The sequence below is a fragment of the Pararhizobium sp. IMCC3301 genome, from assembly GCF_030758315.1.
Classification (GTDB): Bacteria; Pseudomonadota; Alphaproteobacteria; order Rhizobiales.
The window spans coordinates 1217839-1239080 of record NZ_CP132336.1; the positions used below are offsets into that span (position 1 = coordinate 1217839).

Consider the following 21242-nt stretch of genomic DNA (forward strand, 5'->3'; position numbering starts at 1 on the left):
CATATGTAATTCTGTCGAGAAGCGGCCAACGACGATTTGCCGCATCCGCAGCGTCCCCGCTGACATATCGGAGTGTTTTCATGCAAACCATCAGCCAGACCGCAAACAGTGCGGACCTGCCGGCATGGCAGGAACCGGTCCCGACAGCCGCTCTTGTGCTGGCTGATGGCAAGGTTCTGTACGGCAAGGCTTGTGGCGCAACAGGCGAAGCAGCTGGCGAATTGTGCTTTAACACTTCTATGACCGGCTATCAGGAAATCCTGACCGATCCATCCTACTCCGGTCAGATCATAACTTTTACATTCCCTCATATCGGCAATGTCGGCAGCAATGATGAGGATATTGAAAGCCTTAATCTGGCCTCGGTCAACGGCGCGCGCGGCTGTGTTATGCGGGCGGAGATTACAGATCCGGCGAATTATCGCGCCGGACAGCATTTTGACCATTGGCTGAAGGCTCGGGGCATTGTCGGCATCTGCGGTATCGACACCCGCGCACTGACAACAAAAATCCGTGAGGGCGGCCTGATTAACGGCCTGATCGTGCACAATTCGACCGGCGAATTTGACGAATCCGCGATGAAATCCATGGCCGCCGCCCTGCCCTCAATGGAAGGTGTCGACCTGGCGAAAGACGTAACCACTTTGCAGATGGTGCGCTGGGACGAGACACCCTGGACCTGGGAAAAGGGTTTTGGCCAGCAGATCAACCCCGATTTGCACGTCGTCGCGGTGGATTATGGCGTAAAACGCAACATTTTACGGCTTCTCGCCGGTCTTGGCTGCAGGGTGACAGTGGTTCCTGGCACAGCCACTGCCGAGATCATTCTGGGCCATCAGCCCGACGGCATCTTCCTGTCGAATGGTCCGGGAGATCCGGCCGCGACCGCTCACTATGCAGTTCCCGTCATTCAGGAGTTGATTGCCAGCGGCCTGCCGATTTTTGGCATTTGTCTGGGTCACCAGATGCTGGCTCTGGCGCTTGGGGCGAAAACCAGCAAAATGCATCAGGGCCATCATGGCGCCAATCACCCGGTTCTGGATCACACCACCGACAAGGTGGAAATCACCAGTATGAATCACGGCTTTGCTGTCGATGGAGCCACCCTTCCCGAGGGCGTTGAGCCGACCCACACGTCGCTGTTTGATGGCTCAAACAGCGGCATTCAGGTCACTGGCAGACCGATTTTCTCGGTCCAGCATCATCCGGAAGCCTCTCCCGGGCCACAGGACAGCCATTATCTGTTCAAGCGCTTTGTCGAGTTGATGAAAGCGGCCTAGAAGGCGTTTTATCGCTCCAGGCCTCGCCGGGGCGCAGGATTATGAAGGCATGTTCCGCAACATTGTTGGCAGAGCGCGCTTTGGCGAGCCGCTCAACCGGTTCTTGCAGCGGTTCATTGGTCAGCTGAAACGTGCCCCAATGGTGGGCAATCGACACCTTCGCCCGGCACAATAGATGCCCCTTCACCGCTTCTTCCGGGTTCTGGTGTTGTGCTTCCATGAACCAGCTCGGATCATAAGCTCCAATCGGTAGAATTGCGGCGTCGAACCCCCCATGTTTTTGCGCGGCAGCGCGATAATTGATGCCCTCGTGAAATCCGGTATCGCCGACCACATAGATCTTGCCTGCACGCGCCTCGATCACAAACCCCGCCCACAACGCCATACGCCGGTCGCGCGTGCCGCGCGCCGACCAGTGATGCACCGGCTCAAAATGCACACTCGTAGTGGCATTGACTGCAACAATATCGTCCCAGTTGCCGGTTTCCAAATGTGCATCGGGAATCGCTTTACGGACAATCGTATCATTGCCGTGCGGTGTTATGATCAGCGGATCATGCGCGTCGACCAGCGCCCGCAGCGAGGCAAGATCAAGATGGTCATAGTGATTGTGTGACAACAAAACAAAATCAATCGGCGGCAGGTCCTGCAAGGCCACACCCGGCTTTGTAATCCGCTTTGGCCCGGCAAACGACAGCGGGCTGGCCCGGTCTGAAAACACCGGGTCTGTCAGAAAATTGAGCCCCGACACCTGAATCAGAAGTGTAGCGTGACCGATCATCGTGATCGTCAGCTGTTCCTGCCTGTGCTCCGGTTTAGTGCCTTCAAACGGACTTGGAAAAGTCTCGGGCCATCGCGCCCTGCGCTCAAACAACTGCCATTTCAGAAAGTCGGCAAAAGCGCGCGGTGCTTGCCCGTCCGGATTGAAGAACAAAGTTCCGTCGAAATTACGCTCTGGCGGACCGGAATAATACGGGTTTGCAGATTTGCCCGAAGCCAACCGCGCAGCACCGTTCCAGAACGCGGCAACACCGGATAGAGACAGATATTTGGGAAATTTGCGTCGCATCATGGCACCCAACATAAGGTTGATTTACAGCAGCGAACGAACGGCCGGTTTACGATGCGGAAATCTTGCCTGCCAACCGTCGCCGGGCACGGGCCGCCTTGCTGTCCCGGTGCACTGTATAAATTCCTGTTGCGACAATGATCGCCGTGCCGACCCATGTCCAGCCATCCGGCAATTGTCCGAACACCAGATAGCCATACATGGTTCCCCAGATCAGCAGCGTATATTGCACCGGAGCCACGACCACGGCCTGCGCCACTTCCAGCGCCTTGATCACCAGTAACTCGGCAAACGCCGCCATGATCGCAATACTGACGAGCAGCGTGATTTCCAGCCCTCCCGTCGGCCATTGCCAGACAAATGGCAGCGGCACAGTGAGAACAAGACTGCCGACCAGCGCCGTATAAGCGACGGTCGTCTCAGTACGATCAGACCGGCTCAGCGCCCGCGACATTACCTGGCGCAGGGCAAAGCAGACCGCCGCAACCAGTACCAGCAACACCGCCGGGTGGACGACGCCCAGGCCCGGGCGGATAACAATCAGCGTACCGGCAAACCCGATAATAACCGCACTCCAGCGGCGGATGCCGACCGGCTCCTTCAGAACCAGCGCCCCCAGAATTGTCACAATGAAGGGCGCCACAAAACTTACCGCCACGGCATCCGCCAGCGGCACATAGCTGACAGCGACCACGAACAAGGTCGCCGAGACCGCCGCCACTGCACCGCGCGCTATCTGCAGGCGCGGATGCGTTGTGTGCAGAACCTTCAGACCGCGGATTGCCAGCAGCACAAACACCCCGAGCAGCAGGCCGAATTGACGCGACCAGACGATCTGGATCGGATGCAACGTTTCGGTCAGAAATTTGGCCTGCGTATCAACCGCAGAAAACAGGAACATACCGCCGGCCATATAGGCAAGACCAAGCGCGCTGTCGCCCTCTCTTACATCCGGCGTCGGCACGCCAGTTGCAATCGGGTCATTAGACATGACCGTGTCTCCTTGTCGGGGCTCATCCTGCCGGCACGTCCGGTGGTCAGGTCAGAGCATGATTTATTTAAGGTCGAGTCATTTGACCCGGCAATGATAAGATATGCTCTTGGTTGTTGTTGGCTGAAATCGCATCGCATCGGGAGCGTGAGTCTGCAGCGATATCAACTGCCTCAGTTTAAACCACGTTCCGGGAATGTCGAGCCCTTTGCCGGGAACAGCTTGGGCTTGCCGCCACGATGCAGCATCACTCCACTTCAGCGGCATATTTCATTACGTGAAAAATAAAATTCTGTTCAATTGTGCCATCAAGCAAATGCGCCCATGGGCCTCTTGCATAAACCGCCACATCCGCACCGGAATGGGTTTCTGCTGACAGCGGAATCAGTGCCTGCTGCAGATAATCGGGATCGCTCGCCTGTTGCTGTGTCACGACCGGTCGCGAGCCGCTGAAATTCTCGTCTTTTGTCAGCACCGAGCTTTTGCCGTTCAGATATCCAGCCACCGTATAAGGCTTGCCGTCTTTTGCCCTTGCGGGCGTATCAAGATGCTTCACGCCGGTCTTGTTGATCTTGTAGCACAGGCCTGTAATTGGGCTGCCGCGCCCGCAATAGCCGTTAAAGGCCAATGCACTGCTGTGATCTGCGGTGACGATGATCAGCGTGTCCTGCGCACTGGTCAGCTCGACAGCTTTGCTGACTGCATCGGCAAATGCCACGCCGTCGGTCAGGGCCCGGTACAGATTGCCATCATGGTTGGCATGGTCGATACGGCCGGATTCCACCGACAGAAAGAAACCGTTTTCGTTGCCCTGCAGGCGTTTGATCGAGGCGCCCACCATTTCGGCCAATGAGGGCTCTGCCCTGCGGTCATATTCATATTTCATATGATCCGATTCAAACAGGCCGAGGACCGGCGCTGAATCGCTCACGCTCAAAGCTGCAAATTCCACATCATCCCTCACGACCCTGGCACCTGCAGCCCGTGCCTCGTCCATCAAATTGCGACCATCCGTCCGTCGGCCGGCTTCGCCTTCAAAATCAGTGACCTCTTTCGGCAGGAAGTGCCGGCGGCCGCCACCCATCGCGATATCAACAGTACCCGCTTTTAGCGCGTCGAGCAGTTGATCGGCTATATCCTTGACGCCACACTTCTCCGGCAGTTTTGAATCATCTTCAAAGGTCCGGTTTGCAGAATGGGCATAGGCAGTGGCCGGCGTCGCGTCGGTCAGTCGGGCTGTCGAAATGACGCCCACAGATTTTCCCATTTCGTCCAGAATGGAAACGATCGATTTCACCTTGTTGGCTTCAACCTGGCTGCAATCTCCCCGCCTCAATCCCTCGCCGACACCGACCACACCTAGCGACGTTTTGACGCCGGAATGCAGCGCCGTGCCCGAGCCTGCCGAACCGGCAGTCTGCGCGTTGACATTGTAGGTTTTGACCAAAGCGAGATAAGGAAACTTTTCCTGTGGCAGAACCGCTTCATCACCAAAGCCGCCATTCTTCTGCCCCAGAAAAAGCCGCGTCGCATAATTGGTGGCGATACCATTGCCGTCCGAGATCATCAGGATGATGTTTCTGGCTCTGCCGGTGTTCGGCTGCCGCGCCAGTTTCTCTGTCAGCGTATTCTGGCCATCCTGATACCAGCGGTCGCCAGTCTGCGGCGTCACCTCCTGGGCCAGTGAGACAGACGCGCTCAAGACCAGCGCAACACCAGCCAGAATGATTTTCGTCATGAAATAATATCCGCGATATTCTGGCTTTTTTTAAAAGCCTGGGACAAAGTGCTGGCGTCATGCCGATTGGGGTCTATCCGTCGGGCTGACTGTCAGCGTATTAAAGGTCGCGGTCAAGTTTGATGGTGAATTTGATTTTCTTGCGTGCCAGCAGGCGTTTGACGCGCCGCCGGTACAGCAGAGAAATCCAGTCAGCCGCAGAGAGAAAACGCCGATCTTCAAGGAATTTCATGTCGAAACAGACAAGTTGCGGAGCATCACCTGCGCGTTGCAGCACTGCAAGATTTTCAATGCTGAGGCCAACACTGGGAAAGCCGGCCATGACGAAAAATTGCTGCAATTCGTCATATTGTTGCAAAATCCGCTCTCTTGGCAGCAATTGCAATGCCAGTTTCTTATCCTCTAGGCGGCGCAACTCATAAATCTGATCCTGCGGACCTGATCCGAGTTTTTCAAACACCAGACCAGGGCCGAGATTGGTTTCGATGGTGCCGAAAAACGCTGGGAAAAATCGCGTATCATAGAGGCCGATACGCTTTAGCAACTCGATAGAACGCAATTCCCGTTGATTGCCGTCCATATTCAGCCGGCGACCCAGAGCCCAGAAACGCTTGCGGTCACGGGCGCGCATCTGGCCGTGCTCATGCACGATTTTGACCAGTTTCGAAGCATCCTGCGGATGCAGATATGAGTTTCTGTGTGCGCCTCTGCCCAATAAAAAACGAATATCAAGCACCGCGGTTTGCGCGATCATGTCTGTTGCCACTCCAAACCAGGAAAACAGGCCACCGCATTGCCAGTGAACTATTTTTTACCGTCTGAAGTCTAACCGGGGAAATCGGTTTCAACAATTACCGCCATGTAAGGTTTCAGTAAGAATCCGCTACTGTTGCTGAAAAGCATCACCTTTCATCTGCTGGCGTCAGTAACGCTTTACTGGCAGGCGAATTCCAATTGAAGCGTGTGTTGAAATTTCGGCAGCAGCGACTGTGCAGACGGATATCACGTGAGGGTACAAAAAAGGCGGGCACAATGCCCGCCTTGGAAACCTGATGAAATGACGTTTAGTCGGTCTCATTACCAGCAGCTGCCCAGCGGCCAAGCCGGACGTATCCAGCGGGTTTGCAGCAAATTTCTCAATCAGTGCACTCCGCGCATCGCTGAGCTTAAATTCGCGTACTCTCAAACGTATTGCATTGCGACGTATCACCGGCTTCAAAGCCGCGGCGGAACCAGTATTTGCGCTGCTCCGATGTGCCGTGATTGAAACTTTCCGGGACGACATAACCCTGGGTGCGTTTCTGGATGGCATCATCGCCGATCTGCCTGGCCGCATTCAGCGCCTCATCCAGATCGCCCTCTTCCAGAAGGTCCTGCTTCGCTGCATTGAACCCCCACACGCCGGCATAGCAATCGGCCTGCAGTTCCACTCTGACCGACATGGCATTGGCGTCTGCTTCGCTCATTGTGCGCCGTGCTTCATTGAACTGCGGCAATACGCCGAGAAGATTTTGCACATGGTGACCCACTTCATGAGCCAGAACATAGGCCTGGGCAAAATCGCCCGGCGCGTCGAAACGTTTGCGCAATTCATCATAAAACGACAGATCGATATAAATCTGCTTGTCGCCGGGACAGTAGAACGGGCCCGACGCTGCCGAGGCAAAGCCGCAGGCAGAGCGCACCTGGCCGGTAAAAAGTTGCAGGCGCGGCTCTTCATAATCGCGGCCACTGGCTGCAAAAATGGCGTTCCAGGTATCTTCCGTTTCAGCCAGAACCGTGGAGATAAAGGCTGTCATTTCATCATTGCGCGCCGAACTTCCGGATGGTCCGGCAGGCGTAGTTTGTTCAAACGGCACTCCCCCGCCACTGCCCCCGCCGGTCAGACTTCCAAGAAGCTGCATCGGGTTGATGCCGAACACAAACCAGGCGATGCCGCCGATCACCACCAGTGTCAGAATGCCTTTCCCCGACCCGAGCAAGCCACGGCTGGACCTGCCGGAGGGAAACCGCAAGCGGGGTGATGAGGTCCGGCCTCTTGGGAAGCGGAAGCCGCCCCCGCCCGATCCGCGCCGGTCATCTACATTTGAACTTTTACGGCGGCCTTTCCAGCGCATGGGCAATCCTTGGTTCGTGTGACGCGCAGTTTGAAACGCAACATTGGCCCAAACATGGCGCTTCGACAACCAAGAAATCTTGGGCGATGCCCTTCCACAGCACGGGCTAATCGCCTATAGCAGCGTCAAACATCCCGACAGCTTCAGCACAGGTCGCATCCGGCCATCCGCAACCACAGACGTCCAGAAGATCAACCATGCCAAAACGCACAGATATCCAGTCCATTCTCATCATCGGAGCCGGGCCCATCATCATCGGCCAGGCCTGCGAGTTTGACTATTCCGGAACCCAGGCCTGCAAGGCGTTGAAGGAAGAGGGTTACCGCGTCATTCTGGTGAATTCCAACCCGGCCACCATCATGACCGACCCGGACCTGGCCGACGCCACCTATATCGAGCCGATCACGCCGGAGATTGTCGCCAAGATCATCGAGAAGGAGCGCCCCGATGCGCTGCTGCCCACGATGGGTGGCCAGACCGCGCTGAACTGTTCGCTGTCCTTGCGCAAAATGGGTGTGCTCGAAAAATTCGGTGTGGAAATGATCGGCGCAACGCCGGAGGCCATCGACAAGGCGGAAGACCGCGATCTGTTTCGCAAGGCGATGGATAAGATTGGTCTGGAAAGCCCCCGCTCGCGGCTTGCCCATACGGTCGCCGAGGCGATCGACGCGCTCGAGGCAATTGGTCTTCCGACCATCATTCGGCCCAGCTTTACAATGGGCGGCACCGGCGGCGGCATTGCCTATAACCGCGAAGAATTCCTGACCATTGTGGAAAGCGGTCTGGATGCCTCGCCAACGTCGGAAATCCTCATCGAGGAATCCATTGTCGGCTGGAAAGAATATGAAATGGAAGTTGTCCGCGACAAGGATGACAATTGTATCATCATCTGCTCCATCGAGAATGTCGATCCAATGGGCGTGCACACCGGTGACAGCATCACCGTGGCCCCTGCCCTGACGCTGAGCGACAAGGAATACCAGATCATGCGCAACGCATCGATTGCGGTGTTGCGCGAAATCGGTGTTGAAACCGGCGGCTCCAATGTTCAGTTTGCTGTCAATCCCGATGATGGACGGCTGGTGGTCATTGAAATGAACCCGCGCGTCTCGCGCTCATCGGCCCTGGCGTCAAAAGCCACCGGTTTTCCGATTGCCAGGATCGCGGCAAAACTGGCTGTCGGTTATACTCTGGACGAGTTGGATAATGACATCACCGGTGGAGCCACACCGGCGGCATTTGAACCGACAATCGATTATGTCGTGACCAAGATCCCACGTTTTGCCTTTGAAAAATTCGCCGGTGCTGAGCCGATTCTGGGCACGGCCATGAAATCAGTCGGCGAAGTCATGGCGATTGGCCGGACCTTCCAGGAATCCCTGCAGAAGGCTTTGCGTGGACTGGAAACCGGTCTCACCGGCCTCAATGAAGTCGACATTCCAGGCCTTGGACAGGATGATGACAAAAATGCCATTCGGGCATCCCTTGGCACGCCGACTCCGGACCGTCTTTTGAAAGCAGCGCAGGCGATGCGGCTTGGTCTCAGCGACGAAGAGATTTTTGCCGCCTGTAAAATTGACCCCTGGTTTCTCGAGCAGTTGCGCGGCCTGATCAATCTGGAACAGCGTGTGCGCGCCCATGGCCTGCCGCAGACCCCCGGCGCATTGCGGGCGCTGAAAGCGTCCGGCTTTTCAGATAAACGGCTGGCCGAACTGACCGCTCTGGAAGAAGCTGATGTCTCGGCCCTGCGCCACCGGCTGAATGTGCGTCCGGTCTTCAAGAAGATCGACACCTGTGCCGCAGAATTCGCCTCGCCGACACCCTATATGTATTCCACTTACGAAGCGCCTTTCGGCAACGCGCCTGTCGATGAGGCAGAGCCGACAGATGCCAGGAAAATCATCATTCTGGGTGGCGGGCCCAACCGCATCGGTCAGGGCATCGAGTTCGATTATTGCTGCTGCCATGCCGCCTTTGCCCTGCATGATGCGGGCTATGAAACCATCATGGTGAATTGCAACCCGGAAACTGTATCAACCGATTATGACACATCGGACCGGCTGTATTTTGAACCGCTGACGGCGGAAGATGTGCTGGAAATTGTCCATACCGAAACCTCCAACGGCACATTGCATGGTGTGATTGTTCAGTTCGGTGGTCAGACGCCACTCAATCTGGCGCAGGCACTGGAAGATGCAGGCGTGCCGATTCTTGGCACTCCGCCTGATGCCATCGATCTGGCCGAAGACCGCGACCGCTTCAAGGCATTGCTCGACAAGGTCAAACAGAAGCAACCGGAAAACGGCATTGCCCGCTCCGGCGAAGAAGCCCGCAAGATAGCCGAACGGATCGGTTATCCGGTGGTTATCCGGCCCTCCTATGTGCTGGGTGGCCGGGCTATGGAAATCGTCCGTGATACCGCCCATCTGGAGCGTTATATCACCGAAGCAGTGGTCGTCTCCGGGTCCTCTCCCGTGCTCATCGACAGCTATCTGTCGGATGCCATTGAAGTCGATGTTGATGCCGTGTGCGACGGCACGGATGTGTTTGTCTGCGGCATCATGGAACATATCGAGGAAGCCGGCATTCATTCCGGCGACAGTGCCTGTTCCCTGCCGCCATTCTCGCTCGGTCCTGATATCCTCGAGCGGCTGGAACAGCAGACCCGGGAAATGGCCCTGGCGATCGGCGTAGTCGGCCTGATGAACATGCAGTACGCCATCAAGGGCGATGCCATCTATGTGCTGGAAGTCAACCCGCGTGCCAGCCGCACCGTGCCGTTTGTCGCCAAGACCATCGGGTTGCCGGTCGCCAAGCTTGCGTCCCGGGTGATGGCCGGTGAAAGCCTTGCCTCAATGAAGCTGGAGAAACCGGTTTTCGATCACATCGCTGTCAAGGAAGCGGTGTTTCCCTTCGGCCGCTTCCCGGGCGTCGATACCGTCCTTGGACCGGAAATGCGGTCCACCGGCGAAGTTATGGGACTGGACACCAGCTTTCCTGTTGCCTTTGCCAAAAGTCAGCTTGGATCAGGAACCAGAATTCCCACCGGCGGCACCGTCTTCGTTTCGGTGCGTGACAAGGACAAGCCACGCATTCTCGACACGATTCGCAAGCTTGAGCATCTTGGGTTTTCAATCGTCGCAACTGGCGGTACGGCGCGTTTTCTGAATGAGCAAGGCGTGCCCAGCACCAAAATCAACAAAGTTCTGGAAGGCCGTCCGCACATTGTTGACGCCATCAAGAACCATGAAATTGCATTGGTTTTCAACACCACGGAAGGCGCACAGGCCCTGACGGACAGCCGTTCTCTGCGCCAGGCGGCGCTGATTCACAAGGTTCCATATTACACCACTCTGGCTGGAGCGATGGCTGCCACCAATGGAATTGAAGCCTTTACACGCGGGACGCTTGAAGTTCGTGCACTTCAGTCGTACTTTAGCTGATGTAAGTATTTGAGCTGGACCGCCCATTCTTACCGGAATGGGCGGTCAGCTTTTCTTTTTGTCCGGGCTCTTTGCACTGACGCCGATGGCACCAGCAGGAACCCAATTTTTGGAGAGAGGGACATCGATGGATAAGATCCCTATGACCGCCAGTGGCAACAATGCGCTGCAGGACGAATTCAGAAGACGAACTCAGGAACAGCGTCCACGCATTATTGCAGCCATTTCCGAAGCCCGCGCCCATGGCGATCTGTCGGAAAATGCCGAATATCATGCCGCCAAAGAGGCCCAGAGCCACAATGAGGGCCGTATTGCGGAGTTGGAAGATCAACTCGCCCGTGCCGAAATCATCGACATTTCCAAATTGTCCGGCGATACGGTCAAGTTCGGGGCCACGGTGAAACTGGCAGATGAGGATACGGACGAGGAAATCACCTATCAGGTTGTCGGCGACGCCGAGTCTGATGTGAAGGCAGGCAAGATTTCCATCTCCTCACCCATCTCCCGTGCGCTTATCGGCAAATCAGTGGGCGACTCCATCGAAGTAGCAGCCCCTGGCGGAGCCCGCGGTTATGAAATTCTGGAAGTCAAATTCATTTAGGGGCGGCCCTCACAGACAGGTTGTTTCGCCGTGCGGCTGAGCGGTATTCTGCGTTATCCGGTAAAGGGGCTTGCGCCGGAATCACTCCCTTCTGCGGAGATGATACCGGACCGGCCGCTCGCCGGTGACCGGAAATTCGCCCTTGCTCACAGGGCTTCAAACTACGACCCTGCCAATCCCGTCTGGCTGAAGCGCAGCAATTTTGTCGTGGTTGCGCTCAGTCCGAAGCTGGCCACCATTGCATCCAGCTATGATGACACCAGCGGCATCGTCACGCTGCGCAATGAAGCCGGTACTGACCATCAGTTCGATCTGTCCAACCCTGCCGATGTCATCCGCTTTGCTGCCTTGGTCGAAGCCTGTGGCGGTGGCATGCAACCTGGCCCCTATGAACTGGCTCATATCCCTGGCGGCAACCTTGCCGACCGCAACACTCCTACTCTGTCACTGCACAGCAGGGCCTCCCACGACGCCGTATCAGCCAGCAGCGGACTTGACCTTTCGCCGCGGCGCTGGCGCAGCAATCTGTGGTGCGACGGCGTTGCCCCCTGGGGAGAATTCTCCTGGATTGGCCGGGAAATCAGCATCGGCTCTGCACGCTTTGCGGTGACAGAACGCATAGAGCGCTGCGCCGCGCCGAGCGCCAATACATGCTCGGGCGTGCGCGACATCGACATGCCATCTCATTTGTTCAAGACTTACGGGCACCGTGATTTCGGAGTGTTGTGCAAGATCATCTCCGGCGGCCGCATCGAGGTGAACGATCCGATCCGCGTGTTAGACTGAAGGCCGCTATTTGTGATAATTTTCGTGAGAATTTCATCGTGCAGCCCGATTCGTTTCATGGTTACATCGAAATCGACCGAGAGCTGGAAACCAACCAGGGCACGCCATGCGGATTGGCGCTACGATTTAAAAACAGGCAATCAGCTTCGACACCATGAAAAAAAAGTTTGAAAATCGGCGCTGGATTGGCAAGATCGCTGTTCTGGCGGTCTATGGCGGGTTGGTTTTTCCCGCATTGTTCACTGCACTGGCATTCGGTGGCCGCTGGCTCCGCCCGCTGGACAGTTTTTCGCATTTTCTGCACTATTATGTTCTTGCTTTCATCATTGTGGCCATTGTTGCCGGATTTTTGAAGCTGCGGAAGACCGCTGCAATTGCTCTTGTCTCGCTGCTGTTTGCAGTCTGGCTGCTGGGTCCTGCCCGACCGTTTGCGCTTTCCGGTCAGACAGCTTTGCAGGCGGCACCCGGCAATGGGGTGAAAATCATCACCTTCAATCTCCTCTACCACAATGACCAGATCGACCGCATTGCGGACTATGTCACCCGGCAGGATCCGGATATTTTGATGTTTCAGGAACTTTCCCCGATAAACAGACCCCTGCTCGATTTGCTGCCGCAATATCCCTATCGCCAGAGTTGCTCGCTGAACCAGACGATGGCCACTATGGTCCTGACAAAGACCAAACCTTCGGCACAAGGTTGCCTGCCGAGGAGTCAAGTGGCCTGGATCGATCTGATTTTGAGTGGAAAACCTGTGCGCGTAGCATCAGTTCATCTGCACTGGCCATGGCCTTTGCTGCAGTGGCGGCAGATTGACAATATACGCAGCGAAGTGGCGGGCTTGGATTCAAAGCGCCCCATCATATTGGGCGGTGATTTCAATGCGGCGCCTTGGAGCAATGCGGTCAGAACCATGGAGGACATCACCGGCTCCAGGGTTGTACCAGGGTTTCGTTTCACCATTTTGGGATTTAAATCACCATTGAAACTTCCGGTGTTTCTACCCATTGACCAGATTCTGCTGCCTGAGGAGGCAACGCTGCGCGATGTAACAACCGGTCCGGAACTTGGCTCAGACCATCGTCCGGTTGTTGTGACGCTGAACTGGACTAAATAACCCGGCGGCATTGATTGAGCGCCACCATTTCGTGCCCTGCCCGGTTCGGTGCGGAGCTGACAAGAAGGACAAGATGCATGATCGATCTCTATACTTGGAGCACGCCAAACGGCAGAAAAGTCTCCATTGCGTTGGAAGAACTCGGCCTCGACTATACAGTTCATCCGATCAATATCGGAGAAGATGACCAGTTTCAGCCGCATTTTCTGAAAATTTCACCGAACAACAAAATACCGGCCATTGTCGATCAGGAAGCCGGCATCAGCATGATGGAATCCGGTGCCATTTTGCTGTATCTGGCTGAAAAAACCGGAAAATTGCTAAGCAAAAAGGATAATATCCGTTGGCAGACGATACAGTGGCTGATGTGGCAGATGGGCGGTTTCGGACCCATTCTCGGTCAGGCTCATCATTTTCTGCGGTACAATTCGGGCAAGGCGCCATACGCGGAAGAACGGTTCAGGAATGAAGCCAGGCGGCTCTACAGCGTTCTGGAAAAACAGCTTTCACAAGCAGATTATCTGGTCGGAAATTACAGCATTGCCGATATCGCCATCTGGCCCTGGGCGGCGCGCTTCGAATGGCAGGAGGTGGATCTGAACAAATACCCGGCCGTCAAGGCGTGGTACCTGCGCCTTGCCGACCGCGAGGCAGTGCAAAAGGGGTACAACGTTCCCGGCAATCAGCCGGACATCCCAATGCCCTAGGTCACAGACCCACTGCGCCGTCAGTTGGCGGCGACGCCCGCCTGCGGGTCGAGGGGCACGGTGGGGTCATTCTTCACCTTGCCGATTGTCAGCGAGGTCCGCACGCTTTCCACATGCGGTGCCGCAGTGAGATCATTGACAATGAAGCTCTGGAACGCATCCAGATCGACGGCAACGCATTTCAGGATGAAATCCACGTCTCCCGACAGCATGTAGCATTCGCGGACAATATCCCAGTTTCCGACAGCCCGCTGAAAAGCCTGTAATTCGGCCTCGCCCTGTGCGGACAGGCCAACCAGAGCAAAGGCGGTCAGCTGATAGCCAAGGCTGCGCTCATTGAGCAGGGTTCTATAACCTTCGATAATGCCACTATCTTCCAACGCACGCACCCGGCGCAGGCATGGCGGCGCTGAAATACCGACGCGTTTCGCCAGTTCAACATTCGTCATCCGGCCGTCGCGCTGCAACTCCGCCAGAATTTTCCAGTCAATAACGTCCAGCCGGTCTTTCATGCACACCGTTTCATAGCTACAAACAGGACTGTTCGGCCTTCCATCGGTCGGCACGCACCTGAGTTATGATCTGACAGTTCACTGCCCTGATTGGAAAGATTCGACAAGGGGCAGACAGCAAATCAGTCCTGCCGGACAACAAAAAGGTTCATTATGCACATCTGGGTGCTCACCGATGGCAAAGCCGGCGATCTGCAATCCTGTCTGGGCGTGGCCGAACGGCTTGGTGCAATCTGGACCGCTGATGCCGGCTCTGTGACCATCGAACAGCGCGTTGTCGATCCCAAACCTCCGTGGCTGTGGCTGATGCCCCATGGCCCGGTCAGCCCATTTGCAAAGCGCGGCTCCCAGGATGATCCGCTGCGACCGCCTTTTCCTGATGTGGCGATTGCCTCCGGCCGGCGCGCAGTCGCCTATCTGCGAGCCTTGAAACACCGCGCGCCCGGCTGCCTGACCGTATTCCTGAAGGATCCGAAAACCAGCCGTCACGGTGCCGATCTTGTCTGGGTACCCGGCCACGACCGGCTGAGGGGTGACAATGTGCTGGTCTCGGCTCTGGCCCCTCACCGTATCAGCCCGCAATTACTGGCAGAACGGCGGGGCCACCCGCCAGCGCACATCTCAAATCTGCCAAAGCCGCGACTTACTGTTGTGCTGGGGGGCCCGGCGCGCAAGACCGTCTATTCGCAGAACGATCTGGCAGTCTTTGCCTCAGCCCTGTCTCAGCTCGCCGATCAGGCCGCAAGCCTGCTGGTGACCGGCTCCAGGCGCACGCCTGAGATCTGGATGGAGATCATCGACAAAATCATGATCGGGCGGCCTGGCCTTGTCTGGACACCGCAAAAAGCAACACCCAATCCCTATCTCGACTTTCTCAGCCATGCCGATGCCCTTGTTGTCACCGCCGACAGTCACAATATGGTCAGTGAAGCGCTGGCCACCGGTGTTCCCGTTCATGTTTTTGCCCCCGAAAAACTGTCGCCCAAGCTCGCAGCGTTTGTGACATCGGTTTTTGCAGATAATCTGGCGGTGCCGATGGGCAAAACGGCGCGGCACAGGCTTGAACTAACGCCGCAGAAGCCGATAGACTCCTCTGCAATCATTGCAGAAGAGATTCGCAAACGCCTGAAAACACGCCAAGCCGCGCCAAATGCGCAATGAATGGAAACAGAATGTCGACCCAGCACGCAAAACTGATCATTATCGGCTCAGGTCCTGCAGGATACACTGCTGCCATTTATGCGGCCCGCGCCATGCTTGAGCCGATGCTCATTTCAGGTATCCAGCCCGGTGGACAGTTGACCATAACAACAGATGTGGAAAACTACCCGGGGTTTGCCGACACCATTCAGGGGCCCTGGCTGATGGAACAGATGAAGGCGCAGGCAGAGCATGTCGGCACCACTATCGTTTCCGATCACATCACATCGGTTGATCTGTCCAAACACCCCATTGAACTGACCGGCGACGGCGGCACGCTTTACACCTGCGACGCACTGGTTCTGGCGACAGGCGCACAGGCCAAATGGCTTGGACTGCCATCAGAAGAAAAATTTATGGGCTTCGGCGTTTCCGCCTGTGCCACCTGCGATGGATTTTTCTATCGTGACAAACATGTGCTGGTGGTCGGCGGTGGCAACACTGCCGTCGAAGAGGCGCTTTATCTGGCGAATATCGCAAAAAAAGTGACCGTGGTTCATCGCCGCGACCATTTCCGTGCGGAGCAGATTCTGCAAAAGCGGTTATTTGCCAAACCGAATATCGAAGTCATCTGGGACAGCTTTGTCGACGAGATTACCGGAAAGGACGGTTTTCCACCCTCCGCAGAGGGCGTTCGGCTGAAACATATGACAACCGGCGATGTGACGGATTTTCCGGTCGACGGCATATTTGTCGCCATTGGTCATGCGCCCGCCGCAGACCTCGTCAAGACACAGGTCAAGATGAAGAACAATGGCTATGTCTGGACTGAACCGGACAGCAGCAGAACCAGTATTCCCGGCGTCTTCGCCGCCGGTGACGTCACCGACGATATTTACCGTCAGGCCGTGACTGCCGCGGGAATGGGCTGCATGGCGGCTCTGGAAGCGGAAAAATACATTGCTGAGCTTGCACTTGCCAGAGAAGCAGCCGAATAAGACGCCACAAAAACACGGCAACATTTGAAAGCGGCTCATGGATTGGGACAAACTCAGAGTATTTCACGCGGTCGCACAGGCCGGGTCCTTCACCCATGCCGGAGAAGTGTTGCATCTCAGCCAGTCGGCAGCCAGCCGCCAGATCAGCGCTCTTGAGCAGGACCTCGGCATTTCATTGTTCCACCGCCATGCGCGTGGTCTGGTTCTGACCGAACAGGGTGAGTTGCTGTTTCGCACTGCGCATGATGTTCTGATGAAGCTTGAAGCGGTTCAGACCCGGCTGAAGGACAGCAAGGAAAAACCAAGCGGAACTCTGCGGGTCACAACCACGGTTGGCCTCGGCTCCACTTGGCTGGCCGCCCGCATACGCCGGTTTGTCGAACTCTACCCCGAAATTGAGTTACAGATCCGTCTTGAGGACAATGATTTGAACCTCACTATGCGTGAGGCCGACGTTGCGATCCGCCTGCATCGTCCCACCGAGCCGGATCTCATTCAGCGCAAACTGTTCACAGTTCATTTTCACGTCTATGCCTCGGCCAAATACCTCAAGACATACGGCCATCCGAAGAATCTGGCCGATCTCGACAATCATCAAATCATCGTATTCGGCGAGCCGGTGCCGCATTTTCTGCGCGATATCAACTGGCTGCGAACCGCCGGGCGTCCTCCTAACGATCCCAGAAAGCCGACACTCACGGTCAACAGTGTGGTGGCCATCAAGGAAGCTGCGGAAAATGGCGCCGGTATCGCCATGGTGCCGGATTATCTGCTCGATGAGAACAACCAGTTGATCCAGCTGTTCCCCGAAGAGGATGTGCCCTCTCTGGACACCTATTTTGCCTATCCCGCAGAATTGCGCTCATCAGCACGGGTTCAGGCATTTCGCGATTTCCTGATAGATCAGGCGCAGCGCTGGCGGTTTTAATCCGTTTCAGCACAGTCAGAATTCATTTGATGTTCCGGAGCTATGCAGACTTTGCATGGCAGCCACGCAAATGCAGCGCTTGAAGATTCACTGAAACGGCGTACATTCACTGTGTAAGTTACGAAGCAATCGTTCTCCTCCCTCGATTGCTTCCCATGTAACTTCCTCAAAATTTCTGTTTCGATTCCTCCCCCAGAAACAGAATTTTAAAAACCGGGCTGTTGCTTTTGGCAATGCCCGGTTTTATTTTTTTCTGATGCCAGAATCGCTCATGTTCTGCGCGATGAGGTTCAGCAGTGTTTGCCTCTGAGCTGCCAGTTCAAGCCGCCACAATTCCGGCTAGAAATACAACTGCTCTTCCGGGACATCGCTGTAAAGATTCGCGACCTGTTCGCCATAGCCATTATAAAGCTGTGTGGGCACCCGTTCACCACCAGTGCCCAGAACTTCTTCTGTTGCCTGGCTCCAGCGTTTATGCGGCACCTTCGGATTCACATTTGCGTAAAATCCGTATTCTTTGCTGTTCACTTCTTCCCAGAACGAAACCGGCCGCTCTTCGGTAAAGCTGACACGGACAATCGATTTGATGGATTTGAAGCCGTATTTCCAGGGTGTGTGCAACCGCAATGGCGCGCCGAATTGTTTAGCCAGGGGCTTGCCATAGGCACCGGTTGCAATGAAAGCCAGATCATTGGTCGCCTCTGCCATCGTCAGGCCTTCAATATAGGGCCAAGGATACCAGATCTGACGCTGACCTGAGGCCATTTTGGAATCGTTGAATGTCTCGAAGCGGACATATTTTGCCGAGGACAGCGGCTGGGCGTAGTCCACCAGTGCTTTAAGGGGAAAGCCGGACCAGGGAATCACCATCGACCAGGCTTCCACGCAACGATGACGGTAGACCCGGTCTTCCAGTGGCATGGCGCGCACCAGAGTATCAAAGTCCACCGTCATTTCCTTATCCACGAGACCATCAAACGTCACGGACCAGGGCCGGGTCTTGAGCTTTTGCGCCTCATTGAAAATCCGTTTATGGGAGCCGAACTCGTAGAAATTATTATATTTTGAATTTACATCTTCCGGGGTAATCGGCTTGCCGGCATCCGCATAGGCCGGGTTCACAGTCGCCGGATACAGATCAGCAGTCGGGTCATTTTCGGCCGCCTGCATCGTTCCTGATGGCCACGACAATCCGGCCGCAACGCCAATGCCGCTGAAGCCTGCGGCCTTGATCAGGGTGCGGCGGTTGAGAAAGGTGGCTTCGCTTGAAGCCTTGTTTTCCGGGATTTCCCAACTTTTGGGGCGTTTAATGAACATGGTGTTCCCTTTTTGCTGTCATTGCCGATACAATTGGAACAACTCACATGAAAATCAAATAAACTGTTGGTGAGGTGAGCGTGTTCTGTCAGTTCGCAAACCAGTTCAAATGAAGCCCGGAGCGTTAATGTCAGTCTCACTCGAAGCGTCGCGGAAATTCGTGACGGTGCTTGAGAAAACCCAATATTATCCACCCGATCGGATGCAGGCCTATCAGCGCCGGCTGCTGCAGCCGCTGCTGCACCATGCCCGGCGCGAGGTGCCGTTCTATGCCACACGGCTGGACCCGCTATTCGCTCCAGACCAGTCAATCCGCTGGGAGGCCTGGAATGATATTCCAACGTTCACCCGAGCTGACGCACAACAGGCCGGAGATGCGCTGTTTGCAAAATCATATCCGGAGCAAATGGGACCTTTTTCCGAAGGCCAGACCTCCGGCTCGACAGGAACTCCGTTGAAATTCCGTACCACTGGCATGGCTCAGCTGATGGCCACAGCTGCATCGCAACGGATTTTCGATTGGCACGCGGTGGATTGCTCCGCGAAAATGGCTATCATTGCCGATTCTCGCGGCCGATATCCCGCTCCCGACGGAGCGCCAGGCCGGCAATGGAACATCACCAAGCCAGAAGCACCTGCCTGCCAGCTATCCGTCACCGAGACCATTGAAAACCAGTTGGAATGGATACTGAAAACCCGGCCGGGAGCAGTGACCAGTTATCCCTCGATTGCGGTTGCCCTGGGCGAGCTTGCCGAACAACGCGGCATTGCTCTGCCGTTTCACACTTTCGTCGGTCAGGGAGAAGTCTTCAGCGATGCGGCCAAGACCTATCTTGCCGGGACGCACGGTTTGAAACTCATTGACCGTTATGGCGCATCGGAACTGGGCGCCATTGCGGCGCAATGCCCGGCCGGCAGCCTGCACCATCAATTCTGTGAAGCGGGCCTGATGGAAGTGCTGGATTTCGACGATGGCAAATCCATCACTGATGGCCGCGGACGGCTGATTCTGACACCCTTCTACAATTACGCGATGCCCCTCATCCGCTATGAAAATCAGGATCAGGTTGAATTGACATCACAAGCCTGCATCTGTGGCCGCACACTGCCCTCTATCCAACAGATTCTCGGCCGCGAAAGAAACGTCTTTACCTATGCCGATGGCAGCCGGTCGTGGCCTTCCATGCTGGAAGGTGAATATCAACCATTTCTACCATCACGACAGATTCAGGGCATTCAGAAAAGCCTGCGCGACGTCGAAATCCGTTTCGTGCGCGATGAGGCCAGCTCACAGCAGGTCGATCAGCCAGGACTGCAGACATATCTGCGCACGCGCCTGCACCCGTCGATCACGATTGACATCTTCGAAACACCGGAAATCCCGCGCAGTGCATCAGGCAAATATGAACAATGGATCACGCTTGTGCGGTGATCCATTGTTCCGGTCTGTGATTGGCGGATGCTGGGCATAGTTCATGAACAGCAATCTTCATAACTCTGTCGCTGAAAAAAACAGAGTGATCGCGGATGATCAGCTCGGCTCTTTTGAATCCTCTTCTGACCAGGAACCTAAAGGCTTCATAGTGCAAGTATTGAAGCCCTCAACTGGAAAATCAAATGAATTATAATCGCCCTCTAATTTATCCTTGTCGGGAACACAGCCGCCTGAATTGCTGTTGAGGATACCGAACAGATTATCTTCCGACCAATCCGTCGGATCATCTTCACGGTGACGGCGGATCAGGGATTTATTGTCGCCCAGATACATCCGCACACCGGCCCAGGCGCCTTTGTAATCATCCTCGCCAATGCGGCCTTCCGCATACAGCGCAACGCCGCTGGAGAAGACCTGCTGGTTGAGCTGATATTCAACGCCCAGCGCCAGCGCATGCTTCTCGCCGGTATAGCGGTGGCCGACCGACAGTTCCAGATCATCCATCGCGTAATAGGACAGATCCGTGAAGGCGAAGAAATTGGTGTCGTCAAAATCTACCGGTGGATCAATATCGATAAACTCGGCACCAAGAACTGTTTTGACTGTGAACTGGTTCCAGTAATATTCACCCTCAACACCGATCCGCGAGATTTCGCCGTCGATATCTTCGATTGAGGTATAAGAGCCATAGATGCCCAGCAACGCATAAGCCGGATCACGCCAGAACAGATGGCCGCCAACGCCGCCGTAGAAATCATCGTCCAGCACGCCGACCGTACCATCCAGCTGCAGACCGAAGCGTTGCCCCAACGGCACGGACACAGAGCCTGTCACAGCGCCGAAACCTTCTGCATCAAAAGCGCCGCCTTCAATCGAAATCTTGCCATTGAGCGCAGAGACCGCTGGCAGAACAGTTGGATAAACCGGCTCGCCGACAACATAAAGATCGGCTGCAAACGAAGCGGTGGAAAGGGCAACGCAGCTGATCAGCGCGGTGGACGAAAGGCAGACAATACGAAACATAAAAACTTTCCTGCTCAAGAAATCAGATGAACATCCACAC

General features: G+C 55.6%; 18 protein-coding genes. 10 read left to right on the forward strand and 8 right to left on the reverse strand.

The genetic code is table 11. The features are described from left to right. Window positions 1-80: 80 nt before the first annotated feature. Window positions 81-1280: a glutamine-hydrolyzing carbamoyl-phosphate synthase small subunit gene (carA, locus tag RAL88_RS05835; protein WP_306267927.1), complete on the forward strand. Its 1200-nt coding sequence runs from the start codon at window positions 81-83 to the stop codon at window positions 1278-1280. Here the strand turns inward: carA and RAL88_RS05840 are convergent. From RAL88_RS05840 to RAL88_RS05860, 5 genes are all read right to left on the reverse strand, one after another. Continuing rightward, entirely contained in the window at window positions 1246-2352 is a 1107-nt protein-coding gene (locus RAL88_RS05840; protein WP_306267929.1) for an MBL fold metallo-hydrolase, read from the reverse strand. The two genes, carA and RAL88_RS05840, sit on opposite strands and share 35 nt — an antisense overlap. 46 nt (window positions 2353-2398) lie before the next feature. After that, complete coding sequence (locus tag RAL88_RS05845) at window positions 2399-3340, reverse strand: DMT family transporter (RefSeq protein WP_306267931.1); 942 nt, start codon at window positions 3338-3340, stop codon at window positions 2399-2401. Window positions 3341-3587: 247 nt separating this feature from the next. Next, complete coding sequence (locus tag RAL88_RS05850; RefSeq protein ID WP_306267932.1) at window positions 3588-5078, reverse strand: alkaline phosphatase; 1491 nt, start codon at window positions 5076-5078, stop codon at window positions 3588-3590. Window positions 5079-5178: 100 nt separating this feature from the next. Further along, window positions 5179-5832 (reverse strand): YrbL family protein, encoded by a 654-nt coding sequence (locus tag RAL88_RS05855; RefSeq protein ID WP_306267933.1) that lies wholly within the window; start codon window positions 5830-5832, stop codon window positions 5179-5181. Window positions 5833-6244: 412 nt separating this feature from the next. Continuing rightward, the gene (locus tag RAL88_RS05860; protein ID WP_306267934.1) at window positions 6245-7195 is read right to left on the reverse strand and encodes a neutral zinc metallopeptidase; all 951 of its coding nucleotides are present in this window, start codon (window positions 7193-7195) and stop codon (window positions 6245-6247) included. A gap of 197 nt (window positions 7196-7392) precedes the next feature. On the opposite strand from RAL88_RS05860, the gene carB reads away from it, so the two are divergent. The 5 genes from carB to RAL88_RS05885 all read left to right on the forward strand — a co-directional run bounded on the left by carB (window position 7393) and on the right by RAL88_RS05885 (window position 13849). Beyond that, complete coding sequence (carB, locus tag RAL88_RS05865; protein WP_306267935.1) at window positions 7393-10638, forward strand: carbamoyl-phosphate synthase large subunit; 3246 nt, start codon at window positions 7393-7395, stop codon at window positions 10636-10638. Between the two features lie 127 nt (window positions 10639-10765). Next, entirely contained in the window at window positions 10766-11239 is a 474-nt protein-coding gene (greA, locus tag RAL88_RS05870) for a transcription elongation factor GreA (RefSeq protein WP_306267936.1), read from the forward strand. A gap of 30 nt (window positions 11240-11269) precedes the next feature. Beyond that, window positions 11270-12025, forward strand: coding sequence for an MOSC domain-containing protein (locus RAL88_RS05875; protein ID WP_306267938.1), 756 nt, complete (start codon window positions 11270-11272; stop codon window positions 12023-12025). Window positions 12026-12179: 154 nt separating this feature from the next. Next, window positions 12180-13142, forward strand: coding sequence for an endonuclease/exonuclease/phosphatase family protein (locus RAL88_RS05880; protein ID WP_306267940.1), 963 nt, complete (start codon window positions 12180-12182; stop codon window positions 13140-13142). 77 nt (window positions 13143-13219) lie between these two features. Then, on the forward strand, window positions 13220-13849 hold the full coding sequence (locus RAL88_RS05885) for a glutathione S-transferase family protein (protein ID WP_306267942.1): 630 nt from the start codon (window positions 13220-13222) through the stop codon (window positions 13847-13849). A 20-nt stretch (window positions 13850-13869) separates the two neighbouring features. Here RAL88_RS05885 and RAL88_RS05890 read toward each other — a convergent pair whose 3' ends face one another. Further along, window positions 13870-14361 (reverse strand): Lrp/AsnC family transcriptional regulator, encoded by a 492-nt coding sequence (locus RAL88_RS05890; RefSeq protein WP_306267944.1) that lies wholly within the window; start codon window positions 14359-14361, stop codon window positions 13870-13872. Window positions 14362-14514: 153 nt separating this feature from the next. Between RAL88_RS05890 and RAL88_RS05895 the strand changes: the two genes are divergently transcribed. The 3 genes from RAL88_RS05895 to RAL88_RS05905 are packed head-to-tail and all read left to right on the forward strand — an operon-like array spanning window position 14515 to window position 17427. Then, window positions 14515-15522: a mitochondrial fission ELM1 family protein gene (locus RAL88_RS05895; protein WP_306267945.1), complete on the forward strand. Its 1008-nt coding sequence runs from the start codon at window positions 14515-14517 to the stop codon at window positions 15520-15522. A gap of 11 nt (window positions 15523-15533) precedes the next feature. Then, on the forward strand, window positions 15534-16499 hold the full coding sequence (gene trxB, locus RAL88_RS05900; RefSeq protein WP_306267946.1) for a thioredoxin-disulfide reductase: 966 nt from the start codon (window positions 15534-15536) through the stop codon (window positions 16497-16499). 37 nt (window positions 16500-16536) lie between these two features. Continuing rightward, window positions 16537-17427, forward strand: coding sequence for a LysR family transcriptional regulator (locus RAL88_RS05905; protein ID WP_306267948.1), 891 nt, complete (start codon window positions 16537-16539; stop codon window positions 17425-17427). A gap of 339 nt (window positions 17428-17766) precedes the next feature. Here the strand turns inward: RAL88_RS05905 and msrP are convergent, their stop codons facing one another. Beyond that, entirely contained in the window at window positions 17767-18744 is a 978-nt protein-coding gene (msrP, locus tag RAL88_RS05910; RefSeq protein ID WP_306267950.1) for a protein-methionine-sulfoxide reductase catalytic subunit MsrP, read from the reverse strand. A 127-nt stretch (window positions 18745-18871) separates the two neighbouring features. On the opposite strand from msrP, the gene RAL88_RS05915 reads away from it, so the two are divergent. Then, complete coding sequence (locus RAL88_RS05915) at window positions 18872-20176, forward strand: phenylacetate--CoA ligase family protein (protein WP_306267951.1); 1305 nt, start codon at window positions 18872-18874, stop codon at window positions 20174-20176. Window positions 20177-20275: 99 nt separating this feature from the next. Here the strand turns inward: RAL88_RS05915 and RAL88_RS05920 are convergent, their stop codons facing one another. After that, window positions 20276-21202, reverse strand: a complete 927-nt coding sequence (locus RAL88_RS05920; RefSeq protein ID WP_306267953.1) for a hypothetical protein — start codon at window positions 21200-21202, stop codon at window positions 20276-20278. Window positions 21203-21242: the final 40 nt, after the last annotated feature.

What these genes read in the sequence shown, in the direction of transcription:
- RAL88_RS05915 (WP_306267951.1), top strand. Translation starts at nt 18,872, where the DNA reads ATGTCAGTCTCACTCGAAGCGTCGCGGAAATTCGTGACGGTGCTTGAG.
- RAL88_RS05855 (WP_306267933.1), bottom strand. Translation starts at nt 5,832, where the DNA reads ATGATCGCGCAAACCGCGGTGCTTGATATTCGTTTTTTATTGGGCAGA.
- RAL88_RS05860 (WP_306267934.1), bottom strand. Translation starts at nt 7,195, where the DNA reads ATGCGCTGGAAAGGCCGCCGTAAAAGTTCAAATGTAGATGACCGGCGC.
- RAL88_RS05850 (WP_306267932.1), bottom strand. Translation starts at nt 5,078, where the DNA reads ATGACGAAAATCATTCTGGCTGGTGTTGCGCTGGTCTTGAGCGCGTCT.
- greA (WP_306267936.1), top strand. Translation starts at nt 10,766, where the DNA reads ATGGATAAGATCCCTATGACCGCCAGTGGCAACAATGCGCTGCAGGAC.
- RAL88_RS05895 (WP_306267945.1), top strand. Translation starts at nt 14,515, where the DNA reads ATGCACATCTGGGTGCTCACCGATGGCAAAGCCGGCGATCTGCAATCC.
- RAL88_RS05920 (WP_306267953.1), bottom strand. Translation starts at nt 21,202, where the DNA reads ATGTTTCGTATTGTCTGCCTTTCGTCCACCGCGCTGATCAGCTGCGTT.
- RAL88_RS05885 (WP_306267942.1), top strand. Translation starts at nt 13,220, where the DNA reads ATGATCGATCTCTATACTTGGAGCACGCCAAACGGCAGAAAAGTCTCC.
- RAL88_RS05905 (WP_306267948.1), top strand. Translation starts at nt 16,537, where the DNA reads ATGGATTGGGACAAACTCAGAGTATTTCACGCGGTCGCACAGGCCGGG.
- RAL88_RS05840 (WP_306267929.1), bottom strand. Translation starts at nt 2,352, where the DNA reads ATGATGCGACGCAAATTTCCCAAATATCTGTCTCTATCCGGTGTTGCC.
- carA (WP_306267927.1), top strand. Translation starts at nt 81, where the DNA reads ATGCAAACCATCAGCCAGACCGCAAACAGTGCGGACCTGCCGGCATGG.
- RAL88_RS05880 (WP_306267940.1), top strand. Translation starts at nt 12,180, where the DNA reads ATGAAAAAAAAGTTTGAAAATCGGCGCTGGATTGGCAAGATCGCTGTT.
- trxB (WP_306267946.1), top strand. Translation starts at nt 15,534, where the DNA reads ATGTCGACCCAGCACGCAAAACTGATCATTATCGGCTCAGGTCCTGCA.
- msrP (WP_306267950.1), bottom strand. Translation starts at nt 18,744, where the DNA reads ATGTTCATTAAACGCCCCAAAAGTTGGGAAATCCCGGAAAACAAGGCT.
- carB (WP_306267935.1), top strand. Translation starts at nt 7,393, where the DNA reads ATGCCAAAACGCACAGATATCCAGTCCATTCTCATCATCGGAGCCGGG.
- RAL88_RS05890 (WP_306267944.1), bottom strand. Translation starts at nt 14,361, where the DNA reads ATGAAAGACCGGCTGGACGTTATTGACTGGAAAATTCTGGCGGAGTTG.
- RAL88_RS05845 (WP_306267931.1), bottom strand. Translation starts at nt 3,340, where the DNA reads ATGTCTAATGACCCGATTGCAACTGGCGTGCCGACGCCGGATGTAAGA.